Origin of the sequence: Brevundimonas alba (assembly GCF_011927945.1) — a bacterium.
Classification (GTDB): Bacteria; Pseudomonadota; Alphaproteobacteria; order Caulobacterales; family Caulobacteraceae; genus Brevundimonas; species Brevundimonas alba.
Genome location: NZ_JAATJM010000001.1, coordinates 1378950 through 1400802, shown reverse-complemented (window position 1 = coordinate 1400802; position 21853 = coordinate 1378950). Strand labels below are relative to the sequence as shown.

Here is a 21853-nt window from a genome sequence, read left to right as displayed (position 1 = left end):
GGCCAAAAAGAAACGGCGCCGCATCAGGGATGCGACGCCGTCTCAAAAATATGGTGCCCAGAAGAGGACTCGAACCTCCACGACCTTTCGATCACTGGCACCTGAAGCCAGCGCGTCTACCAATTCCGCCATCTGGGCCCAGACCAGTTCCCGCTTTCGCGCGTTCCCGTCCGGAAGGCGCGGACCCTTAAGGCAGCCCCTACGGCGGGTCAACAGGCTTTTGTCCTGTTTGCGTTGCAGCCATGGTGGCCATCGTCTAATCCCCGCGCCGAGGCCGGTTCGCGCCGGCCGCCCGCCTTTGGAGTCTGTCATGAGCGAAGCTGCGCCCGGCCTGATCACCGTCTTCGGCGGTTCGGGTTTTGTCGGCAGCCAGGTGGTGCGGGATCTGGCGCGCCGCGGCTGGCGGATCCGGGTGGCGGTGCGCCGGCCGGACCGGGCCTACAAGCTGCAGACCTCGGGTCATGTAGGCCAGATGCAGGCGGTGCGCTGTGACGCGACCGACCCGGCGCAGGTCGAGGCGGCCCTGATGGGCGCGGACGCCGCTATCAACCTGATCGGCGTGCTGTACGAGTCGGGCAAGCGGTCGTTCGAGGCGATGCACGTCGAGGCCGCCCGAAACATCGCCGTCGGCTGTGCCGCCGCCCGCGTCGGCCGGCTGGTGCATATGTCGGCGATCGGTGCGAACCCGGAAAGCGAATCGAAATACGCGGTGACCAAGGCCGCCGGCGAAATGGCCGTGCGCGAAGCCAAGCCCGATGCCGTCATCGTTCGCCCCTCGATCGTGTTCGGCGCCGGCGACAGCTTCCTGAACCGGTTCGCCGGCATGGCGAGCATGGCCCCGGCCCTGCCGCTGATCGGCGGAGGGAGCACCCGCTTCCAGCCGGTCTATGTCGGCGACGTCTCGGCGGCCATCGTCCGGGCGGTCGAGGAGCCGGCGGCGGCGGGCCGGACCTTCGAACTGGGCGGTCCGGCAGTGATGACCTTCGAGGACGTGCTGAAGCTGGTGTTGCGCGAGACGCGGCGCAGCAACGGCCTGATCCCCCTGCCCTTCTTCGCGGCCCGCGCGATCGGCGGCCTGGCGCAGCTGACCAGCCTCGTCGGCATCGCGCCGGTGCTGACCCGTGATCAAGTCGAGCTGCTGAAGACCGACAATGTCGTTGCCGAGGGCGCGGAAGGTCTGGCCGAACTGGGCATCGAGCCGACCGGCATCGAGGCCATCGCGCCGTCATACCTGTGGCGCTACCGGCGCGGCGGGCAGTTCTCGGAGCGGCCGACCGACATGGCGTCTACCGTTCAGGCCTGACGGCTCAGGCGTAGAGCGACATGCCGAGCAGGCCGAGGGTTCCGATCAGGATGCGCCAGGCCGCGAACGGGGCGAAGCCGTAGCGGCCGACGAAGTCGATCAGGAAGCGGACGATGAACAGTCCGCTGATGAAGGACACGACGAAGCCGATGGCGATGATGCCGGCGACGTCGGCGGTGATCAGGTCACGGCTTTCCCAGAAATCCAGGCCGAAGGCCGCGACCATGGTCGGGATGGCGAGGAAGAACGAGAACTCCGCCGCCGCCCGCTTCTCCACGCCCAGCAGAAGGCCGCCGACGATGGTGGCGCCGCTGCGCGAGACGCCGGGGATGATCGAAAGGCACTGGAACAGGCCGACGCCCAGGGCCGTCTTCCACGAGAAGGTCATGGCGTCGTGCTCCTTCGGCGCGGGCGCCCAGCGCTCCGCCGCGATCAGGCCGAAACCGCCGACGATCAGGGTGATGCAGACGATGGTGGTGTTGAACAGCACGTCCTTGATGAAGTCGTGGAACAGCAGGCCGACGATGGCGGACGGGATGAAGGCCAGCAGCACCGACAGGGCGAAGCGGCGGGCGGCGGGGTCCTTGCCGGGCAGGCCGATCAGCACCTTCCACAGGCGCTGGAAATAGAGGGCGACCACCGCGAGGATGGCGCCGAGCTGGATCATGACGATGAAGGTGTCCCAGGACTCGTCGGCGAGGCCGAGGGCCTGTTTGGCCAGCAGCAGGTGGCCCGTCGAGGACACCGGAATGAACTCGGTCAGTCCCTCGACCAGACCCAGAATGATCGCCGCCAGCCAGTCCGCCATCCGCGCCCCCGATAAGGCCCGGGCGGATCAGTTCGCGCCCGGTTCCGGACCCACATAGCGCAGGCGCGCCCGGATAGGCGAGCCGTTCGTCATCTGATCCAGCGCATGCGCCAGAAGGCCGGCAAGGCGTCCGACCATCAGCAGGTCGGCGGCGGCGTCGCGCGGCAGCTCCAGCCGGCGAGCCACCGCGACGAGCGCCAGGCCGAAGGTTGGGGCGCGACCGGTCATCTCCCGTCCCTCACGCATGGCGCGGGCCATGTCGTCGGGCAGGTCGACGGCTTGCAGCAGGGCGGCGCCGCGCGGGTCGCCCTGCGGCCAGTCGGGATCGCCGAAACCCGTCAGGGAGCCGGCCTCGTGCGCGCGGCGGGCGGCGTCGGCGGCCTGCCGGCGGACGGCCACGACCCAGGCCGAGGCGCGGGACAGATCGACAATGGCCGGAGATCCGCTGAGCGTCGCCAGCCCGGCCAGAGCCGCGCCGGCCGGACAGGCGCCGCCGTCCGCGGCCGCCCGGGCGGCGAGCGCCGGAGCGTCAAGCCCCGCGTCGGCTGCGAGGACGAGGGCGCGGCGGATCAGATGGGCGTCCCGCTCCTGCACCTTCCACGCGCGGGCGAGGCGCTGATGCAGGAACAGGCGGGGGCCGGGACCTGCGACCGCATCGACCGCTTCATCGAGCACCCGGGCGCATTCGATGCGCAGGGCCTCGGGCGACCGGTCCTTGAGTTCCGCGTCCTCGTCGGTCCGCCGCGCAAGGGCCGAGAACAGCCGGCCGCGGGCGGAGGGGCCCGGCGTCGAGCCGACGCGGGGCCGCACCTCGGCGAAAGGATTGGCCGGGCGGGCGTCCCAGATCAGGCGCGCAACCTCTTCCAGCGTCGCCGACTCGGCGAGCTGGGCGGCGTCCATGCCGCGGTAGAACAGCCGTCCCCGCGCCGTGACCGAGACGGAGGAGCGCAGCTCCGGCTCCGCAGCCTCCATCTCCTCGGGAGGGGGCAGCCACTGGCCGATCTCGCCCGCGGCGGGTTCGTCGCCGCTGAGGCGGACGATGTCGGCGACGGCGTAGAGGCTGCGGCGGGAATCGTCGGGGTCGGGCCGGGCGGCGATGCGACCGCGGCTGACATAGGCGTAGAGCGTCTGGGCCTTGACCCCCAACCGGGCCAGAGCCTCGCCGCGTCCGATCCAGCGGCCGGCCTGCGATGCCGTCTCTGCCGACTGCATGTCGCCTCCAGGGGCCTGATGGACCCCAAGGTCCATGCGGCGCGCAGCATGGGGCCATTTCGTGACGATGCCGCTAACGCGGGACGCTTGGCGCCGCCGACGCTTTCCGCGACAAGGCGGCGATGACCACGACCGACGTTGACGACGCGAATATGGCCACCCGCGACATAACCCGCCTGTCCGTCGGCGTGGCGGTGGTGCTGATCGCGCTGAAGGCCTTCGCCCTCGGCGCGTCGGGCTCCGTGTCGATCCTCGCCTCGTTGGCCGATTCCGCGCTCGATCTGGCGGCGTCGCTGACCACCTTCTTCGCCGTGCGCTGGGCCGCCGCGCCGCCCGACGCCGAGCATCGCTACGGCCACGGCAAGGGTGAGGCCATGGCCGCGCTCGTGCAGGCGGGCCTGATCTTCGCCTCGGCCCTCTTCATCGGCTGGGAGGCGGTGCAGCGCATCTTCGACCCTCGCGCGGTGAGCTCCGGCTACTGGGCCGTCATGGTCATGCTTATCTCCATCGCCCTGACGGGGTGGCTGGTGTGGATGCAGGACCGGGCCATCCGGCGCAGCGATTCCATGGCGGTGAAGGCGGATCGGGCCCATTACGCCGCCGACCTCGCCTCGAACGTCGTCGTGCTGATCGGGGTGGCCTCGGCCGCCTTTCTGGCCGCGCCCGGACTGGACGCGGCGGCGGGGCTGATCGTGGGGGTCTGGTTGTTCTGGGGGGCGTTGGGGCTGCTGAAGGACGCGGCGGATCATCTGCTCGATCGGGCAGTGTCGGACGCCGATCGCATCGCCATCACCACCGCCGTCCTCGCCGACCCTCGCATCACCGGCGTGCACCAGCTGCGCAGCCGGATGGCGGGCCCGGTCATGATGATCCAGATGCACGTCGACATGGAGCCGAGCCTGACGCTGGAACAGGCCCACGCCATCGTGGTCGGGGCGGAGACGCGCATACTGGAGGCCTTCCCGCGCGCCGACATCCTGATCCATCCCGATCCGCGAGGTCCGGTGACGCCGGCTCCGACAATGACCTCGGTTCCGGTCACGCCACCCAAGGCCGCCGCCAAACGGAAATAACCGTCAGGCGCCGCGCCGGCCTCGATGGCTAACGCGGGCTTAACGCCCTCTGGCGCATGGATCGGCCCATGTCGGCCTGCGTCTTGTATCATTTCCCCTTCGACCCCGGCTCCCGCGCCGCGCGGCTGGCGCTGGGCGAGGCCAAGGTCGAGTTCGCCGACACCGTGGTGCGGCCGTGGGAAGACGGTTGTCCGGTGGCGACGCTGAACCCGTCCGGCATGCCGCCGGTGCTGCAGGTGACCGAGACGGGTCGGACACTGACCCTGTGCGAACCGGCCGCAATTCTGGGCTGGCTGGAGGATCGCTCGAAGGAGCCGTTCCTGATGCCGTCGGACCCGGCCGAACGGGCGGAGACGCGGCGGCTGGTCGGCTGGTTCGACCGCCGCTTCAACGACGAGGTCAACGCCGTGCTGCTGCACGAGCGGATGGAGAAGCCGCTGCTGCGGCTGGGGTCTCCCGACGCCAAGGCGCTAAGGGCGGGCCGCGAGTCGCTGAAGGCGCATCTGACGATGCTGGAGGGCCTGCTGGCGGCACGCGATGCGCTGGCCGGACGCCGGATCACCCAGGCCGACATGGTCGCGGCGGCGCATCTGTCGGTGCTCGACTATTTCGGCGAGGTTCCGTGGGCGTCGTATCCGGCGCTCAAGACCTGGTACATGAAGCTGAAGTCCCGGCCCTGCTTCCGACCGCTGCTGGCGGACCGGTTTCCGGGCGTGCAGCCCTCCGTCTGGTACCACGACCTCGACTTCTGAGCCCCTGTATTTCGCTTCTCCCGAAGGCCTCCGTCGGGCCATGATGGGGCATTGTTGATTGGGGGCTTGCGTGATTTCCATTCGTCCTGAGGCGGCCTTGGCCGCAGTGCTGCTTTTCGCCGTGACGCCTGCGGCGGCTTCAACGACCGAACCGCCGCCCGCCGTCCAGAGCCTGGAGGTCCAGGCCGCCGACATGCAGGACTGGCTCGGTCGCAGCGCCGCCTGGAGCGCGCCGTACACGGCGATGATCGACCAGCGTGCAGACCGGCTGGTGTCGCTGGGCCAGGGCAAGGACCACGTCCTGAACCTTCTGAACGCCGTAAAAAACCGCGAAGCGCGTTCTTGGGCAGTGCGGTGGGCGGCCGAGCAGCGAGCCGGCATGGCGGCCGAGTATGAGGCGTTCAGCGGACTTCCGCCGACGCCGCCGCCGCTGCCGGCGACAATCAGCACGGATCCCGCGCTGCGGCAGTCGGCCCAGAGTCTGGTCGAGCTTCGCGACCGCATCGGAACCCTGCTGCGTCAGACGCAGTCATCCGGCGAGACCTACATCGACCTCGTCGTAGCCGCTTCTTCGGGACGGGCGGGGGATCTGGCGGCGCTGGACGGCGGGCACTACGCGGTGCTGGAAGCCCACCTCGAAGCCGAAATCCTGATGCTCACCGCCACGCGAGGGCCGGTCGGCGAGCCGAACTACTATTTCTCCAATGCGATGGCCGAGGCCAACAGAGTGGCGATCACCTGGCTTCAGCTCAACCGCGCGATCGTCCTTGGTCAGCCGTTCGACCGCGCGGGCACGGTACGTCGGATGCGGGAACACGCCGCGCTTTCGCGAGAGGCCGCCGACGACATGACGCTCTCCACCACCCGTACCAAGCAGATGCTCGACAACGAGCCCGATCTCGTCGGCACTCCCCTGTACCAAGCATTGATGCCGATGCTCGAAAGCCTGTATCGCAGCGCCGAGCTGGAGCGGCAGATCGCCGATCAGAACGTCGCCCTCGCCGCGGCCACGGAGGCCAACGACGGCAATGCCCAGAACGCAGTGGTGGCGAAGGCGGAAGTGCTGGTTGCCGAGCGTGCCGCCGAATTTTCCCGTCGCCAGCTGATGCTGGCAGCCATGCAGTGACACCTTGCCCGATCCTCGCGACACTATCCGGAAGCAGGCGGCGGCCCTCGGGTTCGACGTGTGCCGGTTCGCGTCCGCGTCGGAGCCTTGGACCGCCGGGGAACGGCTGGCGCATTTCGTCGGGTCCGGGCGGCATGGCGACATGGGATGGATGGAGACGACGCTGGAGCGGCGGGCGCATCCAACTTCGATGTGGCCGGACGCGAAGACCGCCATCGTGCTGGGGCTCAACTACGGACCGGGGCATGACCCGCTGCCGGAGATGGACGACGCATCGGCGGGATACATCTCGGTCTATGCGCGCGGCGACGACTATCACGAGCTGATCAAGGGCCGGCTGAAGACGCTGGCCGGGCAGGTGGCGGCGCGGACGGGCGAGGAGGTCAAGGTGTTCGTCGACACCGCGCCCTTGATGGAGAAGCCGCTGGCGCAGCGCGCGGGGCTCGGCTGGCAGGGGAAACACACCAATCTGCTGTCGCGGAGCCGGGGCAACTGGCTGTTCCTCGGCGTGATCCTGACGGCGGCGGAGCTGGAGCCGGACGCAGCGGAGACGGAGCATTGCGGGGGCTGTACGGCCTGTCTCGATGCCTGCCCGACAAAGGCGTTCCCCGCACCGTTCCAGCTCGATGCGCGGCGGTGCCTGTCCTATCTGACTATCGAGTTCGCGGGGCCGTGGCCGGTCGAGTTCCGGTCGATGACGGGGTCGCGGATCTATGGCTGCGACGACTGTCTGGCCGTCTGCCCCTGGAACAAGTTCGCGGTGACCTCGCACGAGGCGCGGGTGCAGGCGCGGGAGGCGTTGGTGTCGCCGCGGCTGGCCGATCTGGCGGCGCTGGACGACGCCGCGTTCCGGGCCCTGTTCTCGAAAAGCCCGGTCAAGCGGATCGGGCGGGACCGGTTCGTGCGCAACGTTCTCTATGCGATCGGCAACAGCGGGGATGCGGCGCTGATCGCATCGGCGCGGGGGCTGCTGGACGATGCCTCCCCGCTGGTGCGGGGCGCGGCGGTGTGGGCGCTGTCGCGGCTGATGGACGAACCCGGCTTCGGGGCGCTCCGGGCCGAGCGGCTGGGAGGCGAGGCGAATACTTCAGTCCAGACGGAGTGGACGGGCGATCAGGCCTGAAGGCGGCGGAAGACCGGGGCGTGGAAGCCGTCGGCGCGGTAGCGGGCGTCGGCCTCGGCGAAGCTCTCGATGACGACGGCGCCGTGGTGGCCGGTGGCGTGGAGCACGCGGTCGGTGTCGAGCATGAAGGCTGAGTGGCCGGTCCAGCTGTGCTCGCCCGGTTCGGCGAGCCAGATAACGAGATCGCCGCGACCGGCGGTGTCGCGTTCGACGGCGACACCGAGTTCGGCCTGCTGGTCCGAATGACGCGGGCCGGCGAGGCCGCAGGCATAGAGGGCCTGCTGGATCAGACCCGAGCAGTCGGTGGCGGCCGATGACCGGGCGCCGAGGCTGTGCCGCACGCCGAGCAGGCGTTCGGCGACGGCGACGGGGTCGCTTTCGAATGCGCCGACGGGGGACAGGTCGGAGGCGGGCAGATCGCCCTCGGCGACCAGGGCGTTCAGCGGCAGGGGGGCGTCGATGGCGGTTACCCGGTGGCTCGGGCGCGGCGCGCCGGGGCGCAGGGCCGAGGCGGAAACCCAGCCGACCATGCCGTCGCGGCGAGCACGGCCCCAGAGGCGGTCGCCTTGCTGGTCCAGCACGTCGAACGCCTCGCCGAACAGAAGCTGGTCGATGCGTTCCGAAGCCGGGGCAGCGCCGGCATGAAGGTCGGCGACGGGGACGGCGGCGTGCATCGGCCGGGCGGGCAGATAGCTGTCCGCGCGCACGAGCCCCTCCAGCGCCTGCTCGGCCAGGTCGGGCCGTGCGAGCGTGGTGCGGGGATCAGTCGAGGCGGCGTCTGGGGTCAAGCAAGGCGCGTCCGGTTGAGAGCGCAGCATGCCGCGATATGCCGAAAGGGCCGTTAACGAACGGAGGCTTTATCGTGGCGAAGCGTCAGCGGGGAAGCGCCGGGACAGCATCTCGAAACAGGCGCGCAGGGCCTGGGCTTCGGCCCCCTCGGGGCGGCCGGGCTGCGCGCGGGAGTTCCAGGCGAAGATGTCCATGTGGGCCCATGAGCCCGTCGTCGGCGCGAATTTCTGCAGGAACAGGGCGGCGGTGACGGAGCCGGCTTGGGCCCAGGCGGCGGAGTCATTGCGGACGTCGGCGATCTCGGTTTCGATCGACGCTCGATAGCCAGGCCACAGCGGCATGCGCCACAGGGGGTCGCCGACGGCGCGCGACGCCTCGAGCAGGTCTGCGGCCAATGTCTCGTCGTCCGTGTAGAGCGGGGGCAGTTCGGGGCCGAGAGCGATGCGGGCAGCGCCGGTCAGGGTGGCGAAGTCGAGCGTCAGGTCAGGAGAATGCTCGCCTGCGCGCGTCAGGATGTCGGCAAGGATCAGCCGGCCTTCGGCGTCGGTATTGCCGATCTCGATGGTCAGCCCCTTGCGGCTGTTGAGGATGTCGCCCGGTCGGAAGGCGTCTGCGGAGATGGCGTTCTCGACGGCGGCGACCAGGACGACCAGCCGCACTGGCAAGCCGGCCTGCATGACCAGTCGACCTAGGGCCAGGGCATGGGCCGAGCCGCCCATGTCCTTCTTCATGTTGCGCATGCCCGCGGCGGCCTTGATGTCGAGGCCGCCGGTGTCGAAGACCACACCCTTGCCGACGAGGGCGACGAGCGGGAGGTCGGCCCGGTCGAGGTTCCAGCCCAGCTCGATGACGCGGGGTGCGCGGTGCGGAGTTGCGGCGCGTCCGACGGCGTGGACGGCGGGATAGTTGTCGTCGAGCAGGGCGTCACCGGCGACGACGCTGATGGAGGCGCCGGATTGGCCAGCGATCTCGCGGGCGATGGTCTCGATCTGCAGCGGGCCCATGTCGGCGGCGGGCGTGTCGACCATCTCGCGCGCGAGGGCGCAGGCGGCGGCGATCCGCTGGATGGCGGCGACGTCGACTGTAGGGTCCACGGCCAGTCGGACAGCACTGGCGGGCCGGGTTTTGTATCGGTCGAAGCGGTAGGTCCCGAGGGCGAAGGCGAGCGCGGCCGGAGCGGCCTGCGCTGGCTCGAGACCCTCCAGCCGCCACAGACCTTCGGGCAGTCTGGCGGCGAGGGCGCGGGTGGACTGCGGGTCGAAGGTCTCGCCCGCCCCGAACAGGGCGCCGGAGACTCCATCGTCCGAGCCGGGCAGGAGCAGCAACTGGCCGGTCTTGCCGGTGAAGTCGTTGGCGCGGGCCCAGGCGCTCCAGACCCCCTCGATCGACGCATCCTTCTTCACGATGCGGACCGGCAGGGCGCCGTCGGCGTCGGTGGTCAGCAAGTCGGGGTGGAGGGCGGACATCGCAGGCGGCCTTTCCGGCCGAAGAAGGCCGATCTTAACCAAGGATTGACGCGAAGGGCCGAGTCTGGAGCCCGAACCTTCCGGAGCGCCTTCCATGTCGCGCACGACCGCCCGCATCGCAACCATCGTCCTGCTCGCCGCGCCATTGTTGGTGGTCGGCGCGCCCGCCCTCGCGCAACAAACCGCACCAGCAGCGCCCGCCGCCGCGCCGCGCACACCCGCCAGCGCCGAGGCCCGCGCCGCCTACGACCGGGCCGACGCCCTGAGCCGCTCCGTCTTCTGGACCGAACAGGCCGAGATCGACCCGCGCGACCCGGTCGCCGGGGTGAAGGCGGCGCAGTCGATGCGCGAGCTGGGTCGCTACGTCGAGGCCGCCGAGATGGCCGAGCGGGTTCTGCTGATCCAGCCCGACAACGTCGAGGCGATGCTGGAGGTCGGCCGGGGCCATATCGCGCGCGGTCAGGCCTTCTACGGCGTCGCTGCGCTGGAGAAGGCGCGGGACGCCCGGCCGAACGACTGGCGCGCCTGGTCCCTGCTGGGCACGGCCTATGAGCAGGTGCGGCGGTCGCAGGACGCGCAGATGGCGTGGGCCCGGGCGCTGCAGCTGTCGCCGGACAATCCCGATGTACTGACCAATATGGCGATGTCGGCGATGACGCGGGGCGATACGACGGCCGCCGAGCCGCTGCTGCGCCGCGCCGCCGCCCAGCCGGGGGCCTCGCTGAAGGTGCGGCTGAACCTCGCCATGGCGCTGGGGCTGAACGGAAAGATGGACGAGGCCGAGCAGATGATGCGCCGCGACCTGCCGCCGGACGCCGCCGACCGCAATCTGGAATGGCTGCGGGCCCGGACCGGCGCGGGCGCCGCGGATCAGGCGCGGACCTGGGGTTCCCTGCAGGGCGGCTGAAGGCCCGGGCTTCACTCCGCCCCCCTGCCCGCCTATCTTCGAGCCATGATCGACGAGCTGTACAGCGCGCGCATCCTCAAGCTGGCCGCGAACCTGCCGCACAGCGGACGGCTGGCTGCGCCTGCGGGCACGGGCGAGCGGGTGGCCAAGCTGTGCGGGTCGAAAGCCATTGTGGACGTGGTTCTGGACGACGCCGGGCGCATCGCCGACTTCGCCCAGGACGTGAAGGCCTGCGCCCTCGGACAGGCGGCGGCGGGCGTTCTGGGCGAGAGCGTACTCGGCGCCTCGGCCGAAGAGATCGAGGCCGCCCGCCACGCCATGACGGCGATGCTCAAGTCCGGCGGGGAAGGTCCTGAGGGTCGGTTCGAAGGGCTGCGAGCGTTGAAGCTGGTCGCCGACTATCCGGCGCGGCATGCCTCGACCATGGTGGCGATCGAAGCGACGCTGGACGCCGTCAAGCAGGCGCTGGCGCGCAAGAGCCCCGACACGCGAACTAGCCTCGCCGGCGCTGCATAGCGCCCGTTGCCCCGGAGCCTGCCTCGGGGGATAAGCGCGGCGACATGGCACCCGGCGGTAATCTCTACGAACGCGGCGTCCGGCTGGCCCATCGCGGCTACAAGCTGACGCTGTCGCCCCTGATCGGGCAGCAGTGCCGGTTCCTGCCGACCTGCTCCGACTATGGCCGGGACGCGCTGATCCAGCACGGACCGGTCAAGGGGGGATGGCTCACCGTCCGGCGCCTCTGCAAATGCCATCCATTCGGCAAATCGGGCTATGACCCGGTTCCGCCGCCTGCAAAGACTGAACGATGATCGAACTGAAATTCCCCGACGGCGCCAGCCGCGAATATCCCGACGGCTCCACGGGCCGCGACGTCGCCGCCTCCATTTCGCCGTCGCTGGCCAAGCGGGCGGCCCTGGCCGAGATCAACGGCAAACAGTGGGACTTGGACCGTCCGCTGGAAAGCGGCGGCGCCTTCCGCCTGATCATGCGCGACGATCCCGAGGCGCTGGAGACCATCCGCCACGATGCGGCGCACGTGCTGGCGCAGGCGGTGCAGGAGCTGTTCCCCGGCACCCAGGTGACCATCGGTCCAGCCATCGAGGACGGATTCTATTACGACTTCTTCCGCGAAGAGCCGTTCTCGACCGACGACTTCGCCGCCATCGAGAAGAAGATGGCCGAGATCGTCGACCGCGACGAGAAGTTGGTCCGTCAGGTCTGGGATCGTGACGAGGCCATCAAGCTGTTCGAGGCCAAGGGCGAGACGTTCAAGGCCGAGTTGATCCGCGATCTGCCGGCGGATGAGACGATCACGACCTACGCCACGGGCGGCTGGGTCGACCTGTGCCGGGGGCCGCATTTCCCCTCGACCAAGTTCGTCGGCAAGGCCTTCAAACTGACCAAGCTGGCCGGCGCCTACTGGCGCGGCGACCACCGCAATCCGCAACTGCAGCGCATCTATGCGACGGCCTGGGCCACCAAGGAGGATCTCGACGCCTATCTGCTGCGCGTCGAGGAGGCCGAGAAGCGCGACCACCGCAAGATCGGCCGCGCCATGGAGCTCTTCCACATGCAGGAAGAGGGCCGGGGCATGGTCTTCTGGCATCCCAAGGGCTGGGTGCTGTGGCAGGTCATCGAGGCCTATATGCGCCGCCGGCTCGACGCCGCCGGCTATGTCGAGGTGAAGACGCCGCAGGTGCTGGACCGGAAGTTCTGGGAGGCCTCGGGCCACTGGGAGAAATACCGGCCCAACATGTTCGTGTGCGAGACGGTCGAGGGCGAGACCCTGTCCCTCAAGCCGATGAACTGCCCGGGCCACGTCCAGATCTTCGGCATCGGCCAGCGGTCATACCGCGAGCTGCCGCTGCGCATGGCCGAGTTCGGGGCCTGCCACCGCTATGAGCCGTCCGGGGCACTGCACGGCCTGATGCGGGTCCGCGGCTTCACCCAGGACGACGCCCACATCTTCTGCCGCGAGGACCAGATCGTCGACGAGACGCGCCGGTTCATCGAGCTGACCAAGATCGTCCATGCCGATCTGGGCATGCAGACGGCCTACATCAATCTGGCCACGCGCCCGGATGTCCGTGCTGGTTCCGACGAGTTCTGGGACAAGGCTGAGGGCATGCTGGGCGAGGCCGCGCGGCTGGCCGGGGTCGATCCGGTCATCGCCGAGGGCGACGGCGCCTTCTATGCGCCCAAGCTGGACTTCGTGGTCAAGGACGCCATCGGCCGGGAGTGGACCTGCGGCACACTGCAGCTCGACTACGTCCTGCCCGAGCGGCTGAACGCGGAATACATCGGCGAGGACGGCCAGAAGCATCGGCCGGTCATGCTGCACCGGGCCATCCTCGGCAGCTTCGAGCGGTTCATCGGCATCATGATCGAGAACTACGCCGGGGCCTTCCCCTTGTGGCTTGCGCCGACGCAGGCGGTGGTGGCGACGATCGTCTCCGAGGCCGACGACTACGCCCGCGAGGTGGTGGCGAAATTCAAGGCGGCAGGCCTGCGCACCGAGATCGACCTGCGCAACGAGAAGGTCGGCTACAAGGTCCGCGAACACTCCGTCGGCAAGGTGCCGGTCATCGCCGTGGTCGGCAAGAACGAGGCCGCCGAGGGCAAGGTGGCGCTGCGCCGTCTCGGCTCGCAGGCGCAGGAGGTGGTCACGGTCGAGGAGGCCATTCGCATCCTGACCGAAGAGGCGACCCCGCCCGACCTGCGCGGCTGACCGTCAGAAACCGGAGGCGTCGGCGTCGTCCGCCATGGGCGACGTCGGCGCGGCGCCCTGCTCGTGATCGAGCGTGCCGTCCTCGTTCTGATCGGTTTCGTCGTTCAGCAGCGACACCTGCGGCTCAGCGCCGCCGTCGGTGTCGTTCGCGCCGGTCTTTCCGCTGTCGCCGGACGTGGGCTGGAACATGTTGTCGAGAATGGCCACGGTGGATCTCCTGCCGGAGCCAAGGACGGCTCCGGGAGGACAACCGGCGAGGACGACGTGAGGTCCGTTACAGCAGGCGCTTGCGCATGGCCTGAGACAGCATGTCGATCAGGGTCACGGCGACGACCACGATGATCACGATGGCCGAGACGTCGCGGAAGTCGAAGGCGTTCATGCGGTCAAACAGCACCTGGCCGATGCCGCCCGCCCCGATCAGACCGAGCACGGTGGCCGAGCGGCTGTTGGACTCGAAGCGGTAGAGGGCGAAGGAGGTCCACAGCGGCGCAACCTGCGGGATCACGCCCCAGACGATCTCGTGCAGCTTGGTGGCCCCGGTGGCGCGGACGCCCTCGACCGGCCCCTTGTCGATGGACTCGACGGCCTCGGAAAACAGCTTGGCCAGAACGCCGGCGGTGTTCAGGGCGATGGCGAGGACGCCGGGCAGCGGCCCCAGCCCGACGGCGACGACGAACAGCAGGCCAATGACCAGATCAGGGATCGACCGCAGCAGGTTCATGACCCAGCGAACCGGCGTGACGACCCACACCGGCGCGATGTTGCGGGCGGCCGCGAGCCCCATGGGAATGGCGGCGAAGACGGCCAGGAAGGTGCCCCAGAGCGCGATCTGGATGGTCTCCCACATCTTGGAGACGAACAGCCGCCAGTCGGTCAGGTCAGGCCTCAGCAGTTCGCGGGCGAAATTGCGGGTGCTTTCCGACGGGTCGAACAGACGGGTGGCGTGGTTCAGTTCGACCGGGCCGAAGCTGTAGACCAGCAGGGCCGCGACGCCGCCCCAGATCAGGACGTCGAGCACCCACGCGCCCATCGACTTGACGGGCGGGTTGGGGATCGCGGCGGCAGGCCGGGCGACGGCGTCGGTCAAGGCTGGACCTCACGCAGGCTGCGCAGCCGCTGCAGTTCGCGTTCGGCCGTGGCGGCCGCGGCAGTGTCGCCCTTGGCGCGCGCCTCGCCCAGCTGCTGGTCGGCGACCATTTCCCGGACGGGGTTCAGATAGCTGTCGTCGGCCGCGCTGAAGCGCGAATATTCGAGTGTGGTCAGGATCTGACGCTGGCGCCGGGCCTCGGCGGTGTCGCCCTGGCCGTAGGTCAGGAAGAAGCTGCGGATCTTTTCCTTGAGCGCCGGGTCGAGATCCTCGCGGATCAGGATGCCGCTCTCGGGGATCGGCGGCGACTGCCAGATTTCCTGAATCTGGCTGGCCACCTGCGGGTTCTGCTTGGCGAGGAAGACCGCGTTGACGGTGTTGGAGGTCGCCACATCGAGCACGCCAGAGGCCACCGAGAAGGCGTTGGCCTGGTGGTTGGCCGAGCGCACGGTCTTGAAGCACTGGGCCGGAACGACGCCACGCGGATTGAACAGGAAGGCCATCGGAGCCAGCGTGCCCGAGGTCGACTGGGCGTCGCCGATGCCGAAGTCGTAGCGCTTGCCGCAGGCCAGGACCTGGTCGAGCGTGATGCCCGAGCCGGTGCGGACGATCAGGGTGGAGCGATAGCTGTCCATCCCCTCCTTGTTGACGGTGCGGGCGATGACCTCGGCCTGGGCGCGGTCGATGGCCTCGATGGCGGGCTTGGCCGAGAACCAGGCGACGTGGGTCTGGTTGCCCTCCATGGCCTTCACCAGAACGGTGTAGTTCGAGCCGAAATAGGGCTTCACCGGAACGCCGATGGCCTTGGACATGTCGTCCAGCAGCGGCTGCCACAGCGGGCCGGCCGAGGCCTGGCCCTCGGCGGAGAGGATGGAGAAGACGATCTCGTCCGGCGCGCCGCCGGCCTTGGTGTCGTCGCCGCCGCCACACGAGGCGACGCCGAGGGCGAGAAGGGCGGCCAGCGCCAGCCGGCGGGTGAAGGATGGCAGGGTCATGCCTTGGCTTCCCAGAACGCGTCCTCGAACTCGGGACCGTAGATGTCGATAAGCTGTTTGGTGTCGAGACCGGTCGACGGGCCGTCATAGACGATCTTGCCCGCCTTGAGCGCGATGACGCGGTCGCAGTAGCGGATAGCGTAGTCGACCTGGTGCAGGGTGACGATGACGCCGAGGCCGTCGCGCTTGTTCAGCTCGACGAGCAATTCCATGACCTTGCGAGCCGACACCGGATCGAGCGAGGCGACCGGCTCGTCGGCGAGGATGGCTTTCGCGCCCTGGACTAGCGCCCGGGCGATGGCGCCGCGCTGCTGCTGGCCGCCGGACAGGGTGTTGGCGCGCTGGGCCGCGTAGTCGGCGACGCCGACGCGATGCAGGGCCGCCATGGCCTTCTGCTTGTCCGCGGACGGCCAGACGCCAAGCAGCCCCTGCCAGCCGGGGATGCGGCCGAGGGCGCCGAGCATGACGTTGGAGAACAGCGACAGACGGCCGACCAGATTGAACTGCTGGAAGATCATGCCGAGCTTCTGGCGGGCCGAGCGGCACTGGCCGGTGGTGCGGCCGTTCTTCTGCACGACCTCGCCGAAGACCTCGATCACACCCTTGCCGCCGTCGATGCTCTGGAGACCGGTGATGGAGCGTAGCAGGGTCGACTTGCCCGAGCCCGACGGGCCGATCAGGGCCACCATTTCACCCGCCCCGACCTCGACGGACACGCCGTTCAGCGCCTTGCGGGCGCCGAAGGTCTTGGACACGTCCCGGACGGACGCGACGGCGGCGGCGGATGCGGTCATGGACAGACTGTCGACGGTTGCAGGGGCGCGCCGCATGGCCCGAACGGGCCCTTGGGGCAAGTCTTAATGGCACGGCCGCGACGATTTCGTCCAGCGTGACGGCAGCGGAGGGGGCGGGGCCGCCTATTGCGCCGCCCGGACTTCCACTTCCAGACCGAGGCTTTCCAGCTGGGGCCGGACCACCGCGGCGTCGCCGACGACGACCCAGACCATGTTGGTGCTGTCGAGAACCTGCCTGGCCGAGGCGTCCATGGCCGCGGGCGTCAGGGCCTCGTAGCGGGGCGCCAAGGTCTCCCAATAGTTGTCGGGGCGGCCGTAGAGGGCGTTGGTGCGCAGGGCGTTCAGCACGGCGGCCGAGGTCTCGAAGCTGCCCGGCAGCTGGCGGACGTTGCCGTTGACCGTGCGGTCGCGCTCGGCGGGCGTCACGCCCCGGTCGGAGAGGAAGCCGCGGTACTGGTCGATCAGGACGGCGATGGACTCGCCGGTGCGGTCGGACTGGACAGGCGCATTGACGATGTAGGGCGTCTGGTGCTCGAGCAGATTGACCCGGCCGTTGAGGCCGTAGGACCAGCCGCGGGTCTCGCGGATGTCCTGATTGATGCGGGACAGGAAGCCGTTGCCGATGACCTCGTTGGCGGCGTTCAGGGTGACCAGATCGTCGCGGCCGGTGACCGGCAGGACGATACCGCCCATGATCAGCGACTGCGGCGACTGGGGCCGGTCGATCAGGACCACGCGGGGGCGGCCGGCCGGGATTGGCGCATCGAAGCTCTTGGTTCCCCTGGCGACGGCGGGCGCGGCCCAGGCGCCGAAGCGCGCTTCGAGCAGCGGCGTCAGTTCGGCCAGGGGACGGTCGGACACGACAAACAGCTGTGCGTTGTCGGGCCGGATCCAGCGCTGGTGGAAGCCGGTGAGATCATCCCGGTCGAGGGCCTGAACCGCCTCTGTGGCGCCGAGGCCCGACCAGGCGCGGCCGTAGGGGTGTTCGGGGCCGTACAGCACCACCGGCAGAGCGCGGGCTCCCATACCGTTGGGCGAGCTCTTCTCCTGGGCGATGGAGGCCAGCTGCTGGTTGCGGCGACGTTCGATGTCGGCGGCGCGGAACGCCGGGTTGCGGATCACTTCGGCCAGAAGGTCGAGCGACGGCTCCAGATTGGCGCTGAGAGCCGTCAGACCGACGGTGGTGCGGTCGACGCTGGCGAAGGCGGCAACGTCGGCGCCCAGCCGTTCCTCCTCCTCCGCGATCTGCACGGCGGTCTTGCCGGTCGTGCCCTCGGTCAGCAGGTCGAGCATCAGCCGCTGCGTGCCCGGCGCATCGGCCGGATCGGCGGCGACGCCCGCATTGAAGTCCACGGCCACGCGGGTGGTCGGCACGGTCGTCGAGCGGGCGTAGATCACCTCGATGCCGTTCGACAGGCGGGCGCGCTCGACGGCGGGGAAGTCCAGCGCCTTCATGACGCCGACGCCGGGCATCGGCGTGCGGGGGGTGACCGGCAGCGGCGCGGCCGGGGCCGGCGCCGGTCGGGTGTCGGCGGCCTCGGCGTAGGGCTCGCGGTCGCCGGGATCGACTCGCGTGGCGAGCACCGGACGGGTCAGCCAGCGGCCCATGACCGACTTGACCGAGGCGGGCGTGACCGCGCCCATGGCGGCCAGCTCCTTGCGGTAGAAGCCGGGGTCGCCGGCGTAGAGCTCGCCCTCGGCGAGGACGACGGCCTTGCCGCCGAAGCCGCCGACCGGCTCCAGCGCCTGAATCTGGCCGGACAGGGTGCTGGTGACGGTGCGGGCGATCTCGTCGGCGGTGGGGCCGTTGGCAACGAAGTCGGCGATCAGGTCATCGAGCTTGCGGGACACGGCGTCGGCGTCCTGCTCCGGCTTCACGTCCACGGTGACGGAGAACATGCCGATGCGGTGGAAGGCCTGATAGCCCGTGCCGACGGAGGTGGCGGATTCATCGCCGCGCACGAGAGCGTTGTCGAGGCGTGAGCTGGCCAGACCGCCGAGCACGGAGGCGGCCACCTGCAGATCGGCCGACTCCTCGGCCAGCAGGCCCGGCACCACCCAGGTGCGGTACAGGCGGGTGTTCGGCACCCGGTCGTGCATCAGCTGGTCGATGCGGGCCGGCAGGGTCGGGATGTCCGCCTGCGCCGGCTCGTTCGTCGCACCACGGGGAATGTGCCCGAAATACTGCTGGACCTTCTGACGGGCGGTCGCGGCGTCGATGTCGCCCGCCACGACCAGCACGGCGTTGTTCGGGCCGTAGTTGTCGCGGTGCCACTGGCGCAGATCCTCGAGGCTGGCCGCGTCGAGGTCGGCCATCGAGCCGACTGTGGAGTGGCGATAGGGATGGCCGGGCGGGAAGAGCGCCTCGAGCTGGGCGTAGTAGACGAGGCCGTAGGGCTGGTTGTCGCCCTGCCGCTTCTCGTTTTGGACAACGCCGCGCTGGTTATCGAGCCGCTCCTGGTTGAGCGCTCCCAGCAGGTGGCCCATCCGATCGCTCTCCATGTAGAGCGCCTGGTCGAGGGCGGAGGTCGGGACGGTCTGGAAGAAATTGGTCCGGTCGAACCAGGTGGTGCCATTCCAGTCCGTGGCTCCGATGGCCCGCAGCGGCTCCATCAGGCCGCCCGGCAGGTTTTCGGTGGGGTTGAACAGGCCGATGTGCTCGAACAGGTGGGCGTAGCCGGTCTGGCCCTCGGGCTCGTCCTTGGCCCCGACGTTGTACCAGGCCGCGACGGCGACCACGGGCGCCTTCCGGTCGGTGTGGACGACGACGCGCAGACCGTTGTCGAGCGTGAACTCCTCGAACGGGATGTCGACGCCCCGGGCGAGTTCGGAAGCGGGCGCGGGCCGCGAGGCCTGGGCCAGAACGACCGAAGGGGCGGCCAGCAGAACGGCGGCGGCGGCGAGGAAGGCGGCGTTGCGCATCGAAAGTCCCCAGAGTTCGCCCGCGACGGTATCAGCGGTCGCTCACCCGGCAAGTTACGGCTGAGTCACGAAGGGCGGCTCGCGCGCGCGACTTCGATCCGTCCCCTGACAAAGCCGCGCAAACTCAGGGCCCGCCTAGAAAAAACCGCTTTACATGACAGGCACGTGACCCTACATCGCGGCTTCCGGCGGACCCCGTAGGTCTAAACGTTGCGCTGCTAACGCCGGTCTGGGTTTAACAATTACAGGGGTTTACGTGAATTGCGCACGTATCCATTTCCCCTGGACCTGGTCCGCGAGCGGTCCCCTGAACGTCCCGTCGCACTCGTGCGGCCGCGTTCAGTTTCCGTAGCGGCGCGCTGGTTCCAGGACAATCTGAACGCTGACGTCTTCTATGCGGTGAAGGCCAATCCCTCGCGCTGGGTCATCGAGACCCTGATCGAGGCGGGTGTCACCGGTTTCGACGTCGCATCGCTCGCCGAGGTCGAACTGGTCCGTTTGGTCAGCGCCGACGCGCGTCTGGCCTTCATGCACCCGGTCAAGAGCCGCGGCGCCATCACCCGCGCCTATTTCGAATTCGGCGTCCGCACCTTCTCGCTCGACAGCCATGACGAGCTGGCCAAGATCATCGACGCCGCGGGCGGCGCCGCGGACCTGAACCTGATCGTCCGCATGGCGGTTTCGGCGGACGGCGCGGCCTACTCCCTGTCGGGCAAGTTCGGCGTCTCGCCGGATCAGGCTCCGTCCCTGCTGCTGGCCACCCGCCAGGCGGTCAAGGACGGGCTGATGGGCGTCTCGTTCCACGTCGGCTCGCAGTGCATGCGCCCGTCCGCCTATGAGGCCGCCATGGCCCAGGTCGGCCGCGCCATCACCCGCGCCGGCGTGATCGTCGACATCGTCGATGTCGGCGGCGGCTTCCCCTCGGTCTATCCGGGCATGGTCCCGCCGGACATGAGCGAATACGCCGACGCCATTCACCGCGGCTTCGCCGAGATGCCGGTCACCCACACCACCGAACTGTGGTGCGAGCCTGGCCGGGCGCTGGTCGCCGAAAGCTCGTCGGTCCTTTGCCGGGTCGACCTGCGCAAGGGTGACGCCCTGTATCTGAACGACGGGTCGTACGGCTCGCTGTTCGACGCCACCCACTCGCGCTGGCCCTTCCCGACCAAGCTGGTCCGGGACGGCGATGCATCGAACGATCTGAAGCCGTTCCGTTTCTACGGCCCGACCTGCGACAGCATCGACCACATGCCGGGCCCCTTCTGGCTGCCGGCCGATGTGCAGGAAGGCGACTTCATCGAGATCGGCATGCTGGGCGCCTATGGCGTGGCCATGTCGACCGGCTTCAACGGCTATGGCGAGCACGACATCGCCATGGTCGGTGACGCCCCGATGGCCTCGCTGTACGGCCTGGCGCCACGATCGATCCCGACCGTGCGCACCTCGGCCGAGGAACAGGCCCGCAAGGTGGTTCGCCTGAGCCGTCCCAAGGGCAAGGCCGGTCAGCGGAAGCAACGTCGCCGCTAAATCGTCACTCGGGCGTTGTAGACGCCGGAGCATAGCAACAAGCAGCGGCCCGTCGCTCCGTCCGGGCCGCTGTCTCTTTTGACGACGGGCGCTCAAACCAAAGGGAAACCCTTGCAATGAACGCTCCAGTTCAGTCGAACCAGAAGGCCCAGCTGCTGCAGAACGTCGTCGAGCACGTGGACATCACGTCGTTCGACGCCCGTCCGATCATCGACAGCATGCGCAAGATGTCGTTCTCGAGTCGCGACACGGCCCGGGCCGCGGACATCTTCAATATGGCGATCGAGGACGCCGACTGCTCGCCGTGGCTGATCCTCGCCGGATCGACCTCGGCTGGCGGCTGCATGCACGTGTACCGCGACATGGTGAAGTTCGGCATGATCGACGCCGTGGTCGCCACTGGCGCCTCGATCGTCGACATGGATTTCTTCGAGGCCCTCGGCTTCAAACACTACCAGGCCGCCGGCGAGGTGGACGACAACGTCCTGCGCGACAACTACATCGACCGGATCTATGACACCTATATCGACGAGGAAGAGCTCCAGGCCTGCGACCACACCATCCTGGAAATCTGCAACCGGCTTGAGCCGCGCGGCTACTCCTCGCGCGAGTTCATCTGGGAGATGGGCAAGTGGCTGTCGGAAGGTAACGCCAAGAAGGAAGGCAGCCTGATCCAGACCGCCTATGAAGAAGGCGTGCCGATCTTCTGCCCGGCGTTCGTCGACTCCTCGGCCGGCTTCGGTCTGGTCAAGCACCAGAAGGAGCGGATCGCCGAGGGCAAGCCGTATCTGATGATCGACGCGGTGGCCGACTTCCGCGAACTGACCGACATCAAGATCGCCGCGGGCGTTACCGGCCTGTTCATGGTCGGCGGCGGCGTGCCGAAGAACTTTGCGCAGGACACCGTCGTCTGCGCCGAGATCCTGGGTATCGAGGCCGAGATGCACCGTTATGCCGTCCAGATCACGGTCGCCGACGTCCGCGACGGCGCCTGCTCGTCCTCGACGCTCAAGGAAGCCGCCTCGTGGGGCAAGGTGCAGACCACGCACGAACAGATGGTCTTCGCCGAGGCCACCACGGTCGTGCCGCTGATCGGCTCTGACGCCTACCACCGGGGCGCCTGGAAGAACCGGGACAAGCGCCGCTGGGCCAAGCTGTTCGGCAAATAGGACGCCGATCGAACAACGATGGGGCCGGGATGCGAATCCCGGCCCTTTTTCGTGCCTGAAACCGGC

At 69.0% G+C, this 21853-nt stretch carries 20 protein-coding genes and 1 tRNA gene; 11 read left to right on the top strand and 10 right to left on the bottom strand.

The annotated features are described in order from the left end of the window. Positions 1–51: 51 nt before the first annotated feature. Positions 52–138 (bottom strand) — tRNA-Leu (locus GGQ87_RS06955). A gap of 172 nt (positions 139–310) precedes the next feature. Between GGQ87_RS06955 and GGQ87_RS06950 the strand changes: the two genes are divergently transcribed. Next, on the top strand, positions 311–1303 hold the full coding sequence (locus tag GGQ87_RS06950) for a complex I NDUFA9 subunit family protein (protein WP_168045962.1): 993 nt from the start codon (positions 311–313) through the stop codon (positions 1301–1303). Positions 1304–1307: 4 nt separating this feature from the next. On the opposite strand, the gene GGQ87_RS06945 is transcribed toward GGQ87_RS06950, so the two are convergent. Both GGQ87_RS06945 and GGQ87_RS06940 read right to left on the bottom strand, forming a co-directional pair. Then, the gene (locus GGQ87_RS06945) at positions 1308–2111 is read right to left on the bottom strand and encodes an undecaprenyl-diphosphate phosphatase (protein WP_168045960.1); all 804 of its coding nucleotides are present in this window, start codon (positions 2109–2111) and stop codon (positions 1308–1310) included. Between the two features lie 27 nt (positions 2112–2138). Continuing rightward, positions 2139–3323, bottom strand: a complete 1185-nt coding sequence (locus GGQ87_RS06940) for a citrate/2-methylcitrate synthase (protein WP_245161426.1) — start codon at positions 3321–3323, stop codon at positions 2139–2141. 122 nt (positions 3324–3445) lie between these two features. Here GGQ87_RS06940 and GGQ87_RS06935 point away from each other — a divergent pair, with 122 nt between their 5' ends. The 4 genes from GGQ87_RS06935 to queG all read left to right on the top strand — a co-directional run bounded on the left by GGQ87_RS06935 (position 3446) and on the right by queG (position 7397). Then, positions 3446–4396: a cation diffusion facilitator family transporter gene (locus GGQ87_RS06935; RefSeq protein WP_168045956.1), complete on the top strand. Its 951-nt coding sequence runs from the start codon at positions 3446–3448 to the stop codon at positions 4394–4396. Between the two features lie 68 nt (positions 4397–4464). Next, on the top strand, positions 4465–5148 hold the full coding sequence (gene fzlA, locus GGQ87_RS06930) for an FtsZ-binding protein FzlA (RefSeq protein ID WP_168045954.1): 684 nt from the start codon (positions 4465–4467) through the stop codon (positions 5146–5148). A 97-nt stretch (positions 5149–5245) separates the two neighbouring features. Further along, positions 5246–6274, top strand: coding sequence for a hypothetical protein (locus tag GGQ87_RS06925; protein WP_168045952.1), 1029 nt, complete (start codon positions 5246–5248; stop codon positions 6272–6274). Positions 6275–6278: 4 nt separating this feature from the next. Beyond that, on the top strand, positions 6279–7397 hold the full coding sequence (gene queG, locus GGQ87_RS06920) for a tRNA epoxyqueuosine(34) reductase QueG (RefSeq protein ID WP_168045950.1): 1119 nt from the start codon (positions 6279–6281) through the stop codon (positions 7395–7397). Here the strand turns inward: queG and GGQ87_RS06915 are convergent. Both GGQ87_RS06915 and GGQ87_RS06910 read right to left on the bottom strand, forming a co-directional pair. Continuing rightward, positions 7388–8185, bottom strand: coding sequence for a C40 family peptidase (locus tag GGQ87_RS06915; RefSeq protein ID WP_245161425.1), 798 nt, complete (start codon positions 8183–8185; stop codon positions 7388–7390). The two genes, queG and GGQ87_RS06915, sit on opposite strands and share 10 nt — an antisense overlap. A gap of 69 nt (positions 8186–8254) precedes the next feature. Further along, complete coding sequence (locus GGQ87_RS06910) at positions 8255–9652, bottom strand: leucyl aminopeptidase family protein (RefSeq protein ID WP_168045946.1); 1398 nt, start codon at positions 9650–9652, stop codon at positions 8255–8257. Positions 9653–9746: 94 nt separating this feature from the next. On the opposite strand from GGQ87_RS06910, the gene GGQ87_RS06905 reads away from it, so the two are divergent. Genes GGQ87_RS06905 through thrS form a run of 4 tightly spaced genes read left to right on the top strand, consistent with a single transcriptional unit; the run spans position 9747 to position 13290 of the window. Further along, the gene (locus GGQ87_RS06905) at positions 9747–10559 is read left to right on the top strand and encodes a tetratricopeptide repeat protein (RefSeq protein WP_168045944.1); all 813 of its coding nucleotides are present in this window, start codon (positions 9747–9749) and stop codon (positions 10557–10559) included. A 45-nt stretch (positions 10560–10604) separates the two neighbouring features. Continuing rightward, entirely contained in the window at positions 10605–11075 is a 471-nt protein-coding gene (locus GGQ87_RS06900) for an iron-sulfur cluster assembly scaffold protein (RefSeq protein WP_168045942.1), read from the top strand. Positions 11076–11119: 44 nt separating this feature from the next. After that, a complete protein-coding gene (gene yidD / locus GGQ87_RS06895) occupies positions 11120–11371 on the top strand; it encodes a membrane protein insertion efficiency factor YidD (protein ID WP_168045940.1) in 252 nt (83 codons plus the stop codon). Beyond that, a complete protein-coding gene (gene thrS / locus GGQ87_RS06890; RefSeq protein WP_168045938.1) occupies positions 11368–13290 on the top strand; it encodes a threonine--tRNA ligase in 1923 nt (640 codons plus the stop codon). The genes yidD and thrS overlap by 4 nt, the downstream gene beginning before the upstream one ends. 3 nt (positions 13291–13293) lie before the next feature. On the opposite strand, the gene GGQ87_RS06885 is transcribed toward thrS, so the two are convergent. The 5 genes from GGQ87_RS06885 to GGQ87_RS06865 form a co-directional block, all read right to left on the bottom strand. Beyond that, the gene (locus GGQ87_RS06885) at positions 13294–13497 is read right to left on the bottom strand and encodes a hypothetical protein (RefSeq protein WP_168045936.1); all 204 of its coding nucleotides are present in this window, start codon (positions 13495–13497) and stop codon (positions 13294–13296) included. Between the two features lie 67 nt (positions 13498–13564). Further along, on the bottom strand, positions 13565–14380 hold the full coding sequence (phnE, locus tag GGQ87_RS06880; protein ID WP_425339270.1) for a phosphonate ABC transporter, permease protein PhnE: 816 nt from the start codon (positions 14378–14380) through the stop codon (positions 13565–13567). Continuing rightward, positions 14377–15375, bottom strand: a complete 999-nt coding sequence (gene phnD, locus GGQ87_RS06875; RefSeq protein WP_168045934.1) for a phosphate/phosphite/phosphonate ABC transporter substrate-binding protein — start codon at positions 15373–15375, stop codon at positions 14377–14379. Before phnD ends, phnE begins: the two co-directional genes overlap by 4 nt. After that, positions 15372–16169 (bottom strand): phosphonate ABC transporter ATP-binding protein, encoded by a 798-nt coding sequence (gene phnC, locus GGQ87_RS06870; protein WP_168045932.1) that lies wholly within the window; start codon positions 16167–16169, stop codon positions 15372–15374. Before phnC ends, phnD begins: the two co-directional genes overlap by 4 nt. Positions 16170–16292: 123 nt before the next feature. Beyond that, positions 16293–19091 (bottom strand): M16 family metallopeptidase, encoded by a 2799-nt coding sequence (locus GGQ87_RS06865; RefSeq protein WP_168045930.1) that lies wholly within the window; start codon positions 19089–19091, stop codon positions 16293–16295. A gap of 261 nt (positions 19092–19352) precedes the next feature. Here GGQ87_RS06865 and GGQ87_RS06860 point away from each other — a divergent pair, with 261 nt between their 5' ends. Together GGQ87_RS06860 and GGQ87_RS06855 are read left to right on the top strand one after the other, a co-directional pair. Next, the gene (locus GGQ87_RS06860) at positions 19353–20618 is read left to right on the top strand and encodes a type III PLP-dependent enzyme (protein ID WP_168045928.1); all 1266 of its coding nucleotides are present in this window, start codon (positions 19353–19355) and stop codon (positions 20616–20618) included. 116 nt (positions 20619–20734) lie between these two features. Beyond that, positions 20735–21787 carry a 1,9-bis(guanidino)-5-aza-nonane synthase gene (locus GGQ87_RS06855; protein ID WP_168045926.1) on the top strand — a complete coding sequence of 351 codons (1053 nt, stop codon included), beginning with the start codon at positions 20735–20737 and terminating at the stop codon, positions 21785–21787. The last annotated feature ends 66 nt before the right edge of the window (positions 21788–21853 follow it).

Bases quoted from the DNA above. Each gene is read 5' to 3' on its own strand.
- GGQ87_RS06900 (WP_168045942.1), top strand. From the start codon at position 10,605: ATGATCGACGAGCTGTACAGCGCGCGCATCCTCAAGCTGGCCGCGAAC.
- fzlA (WP_168045954.1), top strand. From the start codon at position 4,465: ATGTCGGCCTGCGTCTTGTATCATTTCCCCTTCGACCCCGGCTCCCGC.
- GGQ87_RS06855 (WP_168045926.1), top strand. From the start codon at position 20,735: ATGAACGCTCCAGTTCAGTCGAACCAGAAGGCCCAGCTGCTGCAGAAC.
- phnC (WP_168045932.1), bottom strand. From the start codon at position 16,169: ATGACCGCATCCGCCGCCGCCGTCGCGTCCGTCCGGGACGTGTCCAAG.
- GGQ87_RS06935 (WP_168045956.1), top strand. From the start codon at position 3,446: ATGACCACGACCGACGTTGACGACGCGAATATGGCCACCCGCGACATA.
- yidD (WP_168045940.1), top strand. From the start codon at position 11,120: ATGGCACCCGGCGGTAATCTCTACGAACGCGGCGTCCGGCTGGCCCAT.
- thrS (WP_168045938.1), top strand. From the start codon at position 11,368: ATGATCGAACTGAAATTCCCCGACGGCGCCAGCCGCGAATATCCCGAC.
- GGQ87_RS06940 (WP_245161426.1), bottom strand. From the start codon at position 3,323: ATGCAGTCGGCAGAGACGGCATCGCAGGCCGGCCGCTGGATCGGACGC.
- GGQ87_RS06910 (WP_168045946.1), bottom strand. From the start codon at position 9,652: ATGTCCGCCCTCCACCCCGACTTGCTGACCACCGACGCCGACGGCGCC.
- GGQ87_RS06950 (WP_168045962.1), top strand. From the start codon at position 311: ATGAGCGAAGCTGCGCCCGGCCTGATCACCGTCTTCGGCGGTTCGGGT.
- GGQ87_RS06865 (WP_168045930.1), bottom strand. From the start codon at position 19,091: ATGCGCAACGCCGCCTTCCTCGCCGCCGCCGCCGTTCTGCTGGCCGCC.
- GGQ87_RS06905 (WP_168045944.1), top strand. From the start codon at position 9,747: ATGTCGCGCACGACCGCCCGCATCGCAACCATCGTCCTGCTCGCCGCG.
- phnD (WP_168045934.1), bottom strand. From the start codon at position 15,375: ATGACCCTGCCATCCTTCACCCGCCGGCTGGCGCTGGCCGCCCTTCTC.
- GGQ87_RS06945 (WP_168045960.1), bottom strand. From the start codon at position 2,111: ATGGCGGACTGGCTGGCGGCGATCATTCTGGGTCTGGTCGAGGGACTG.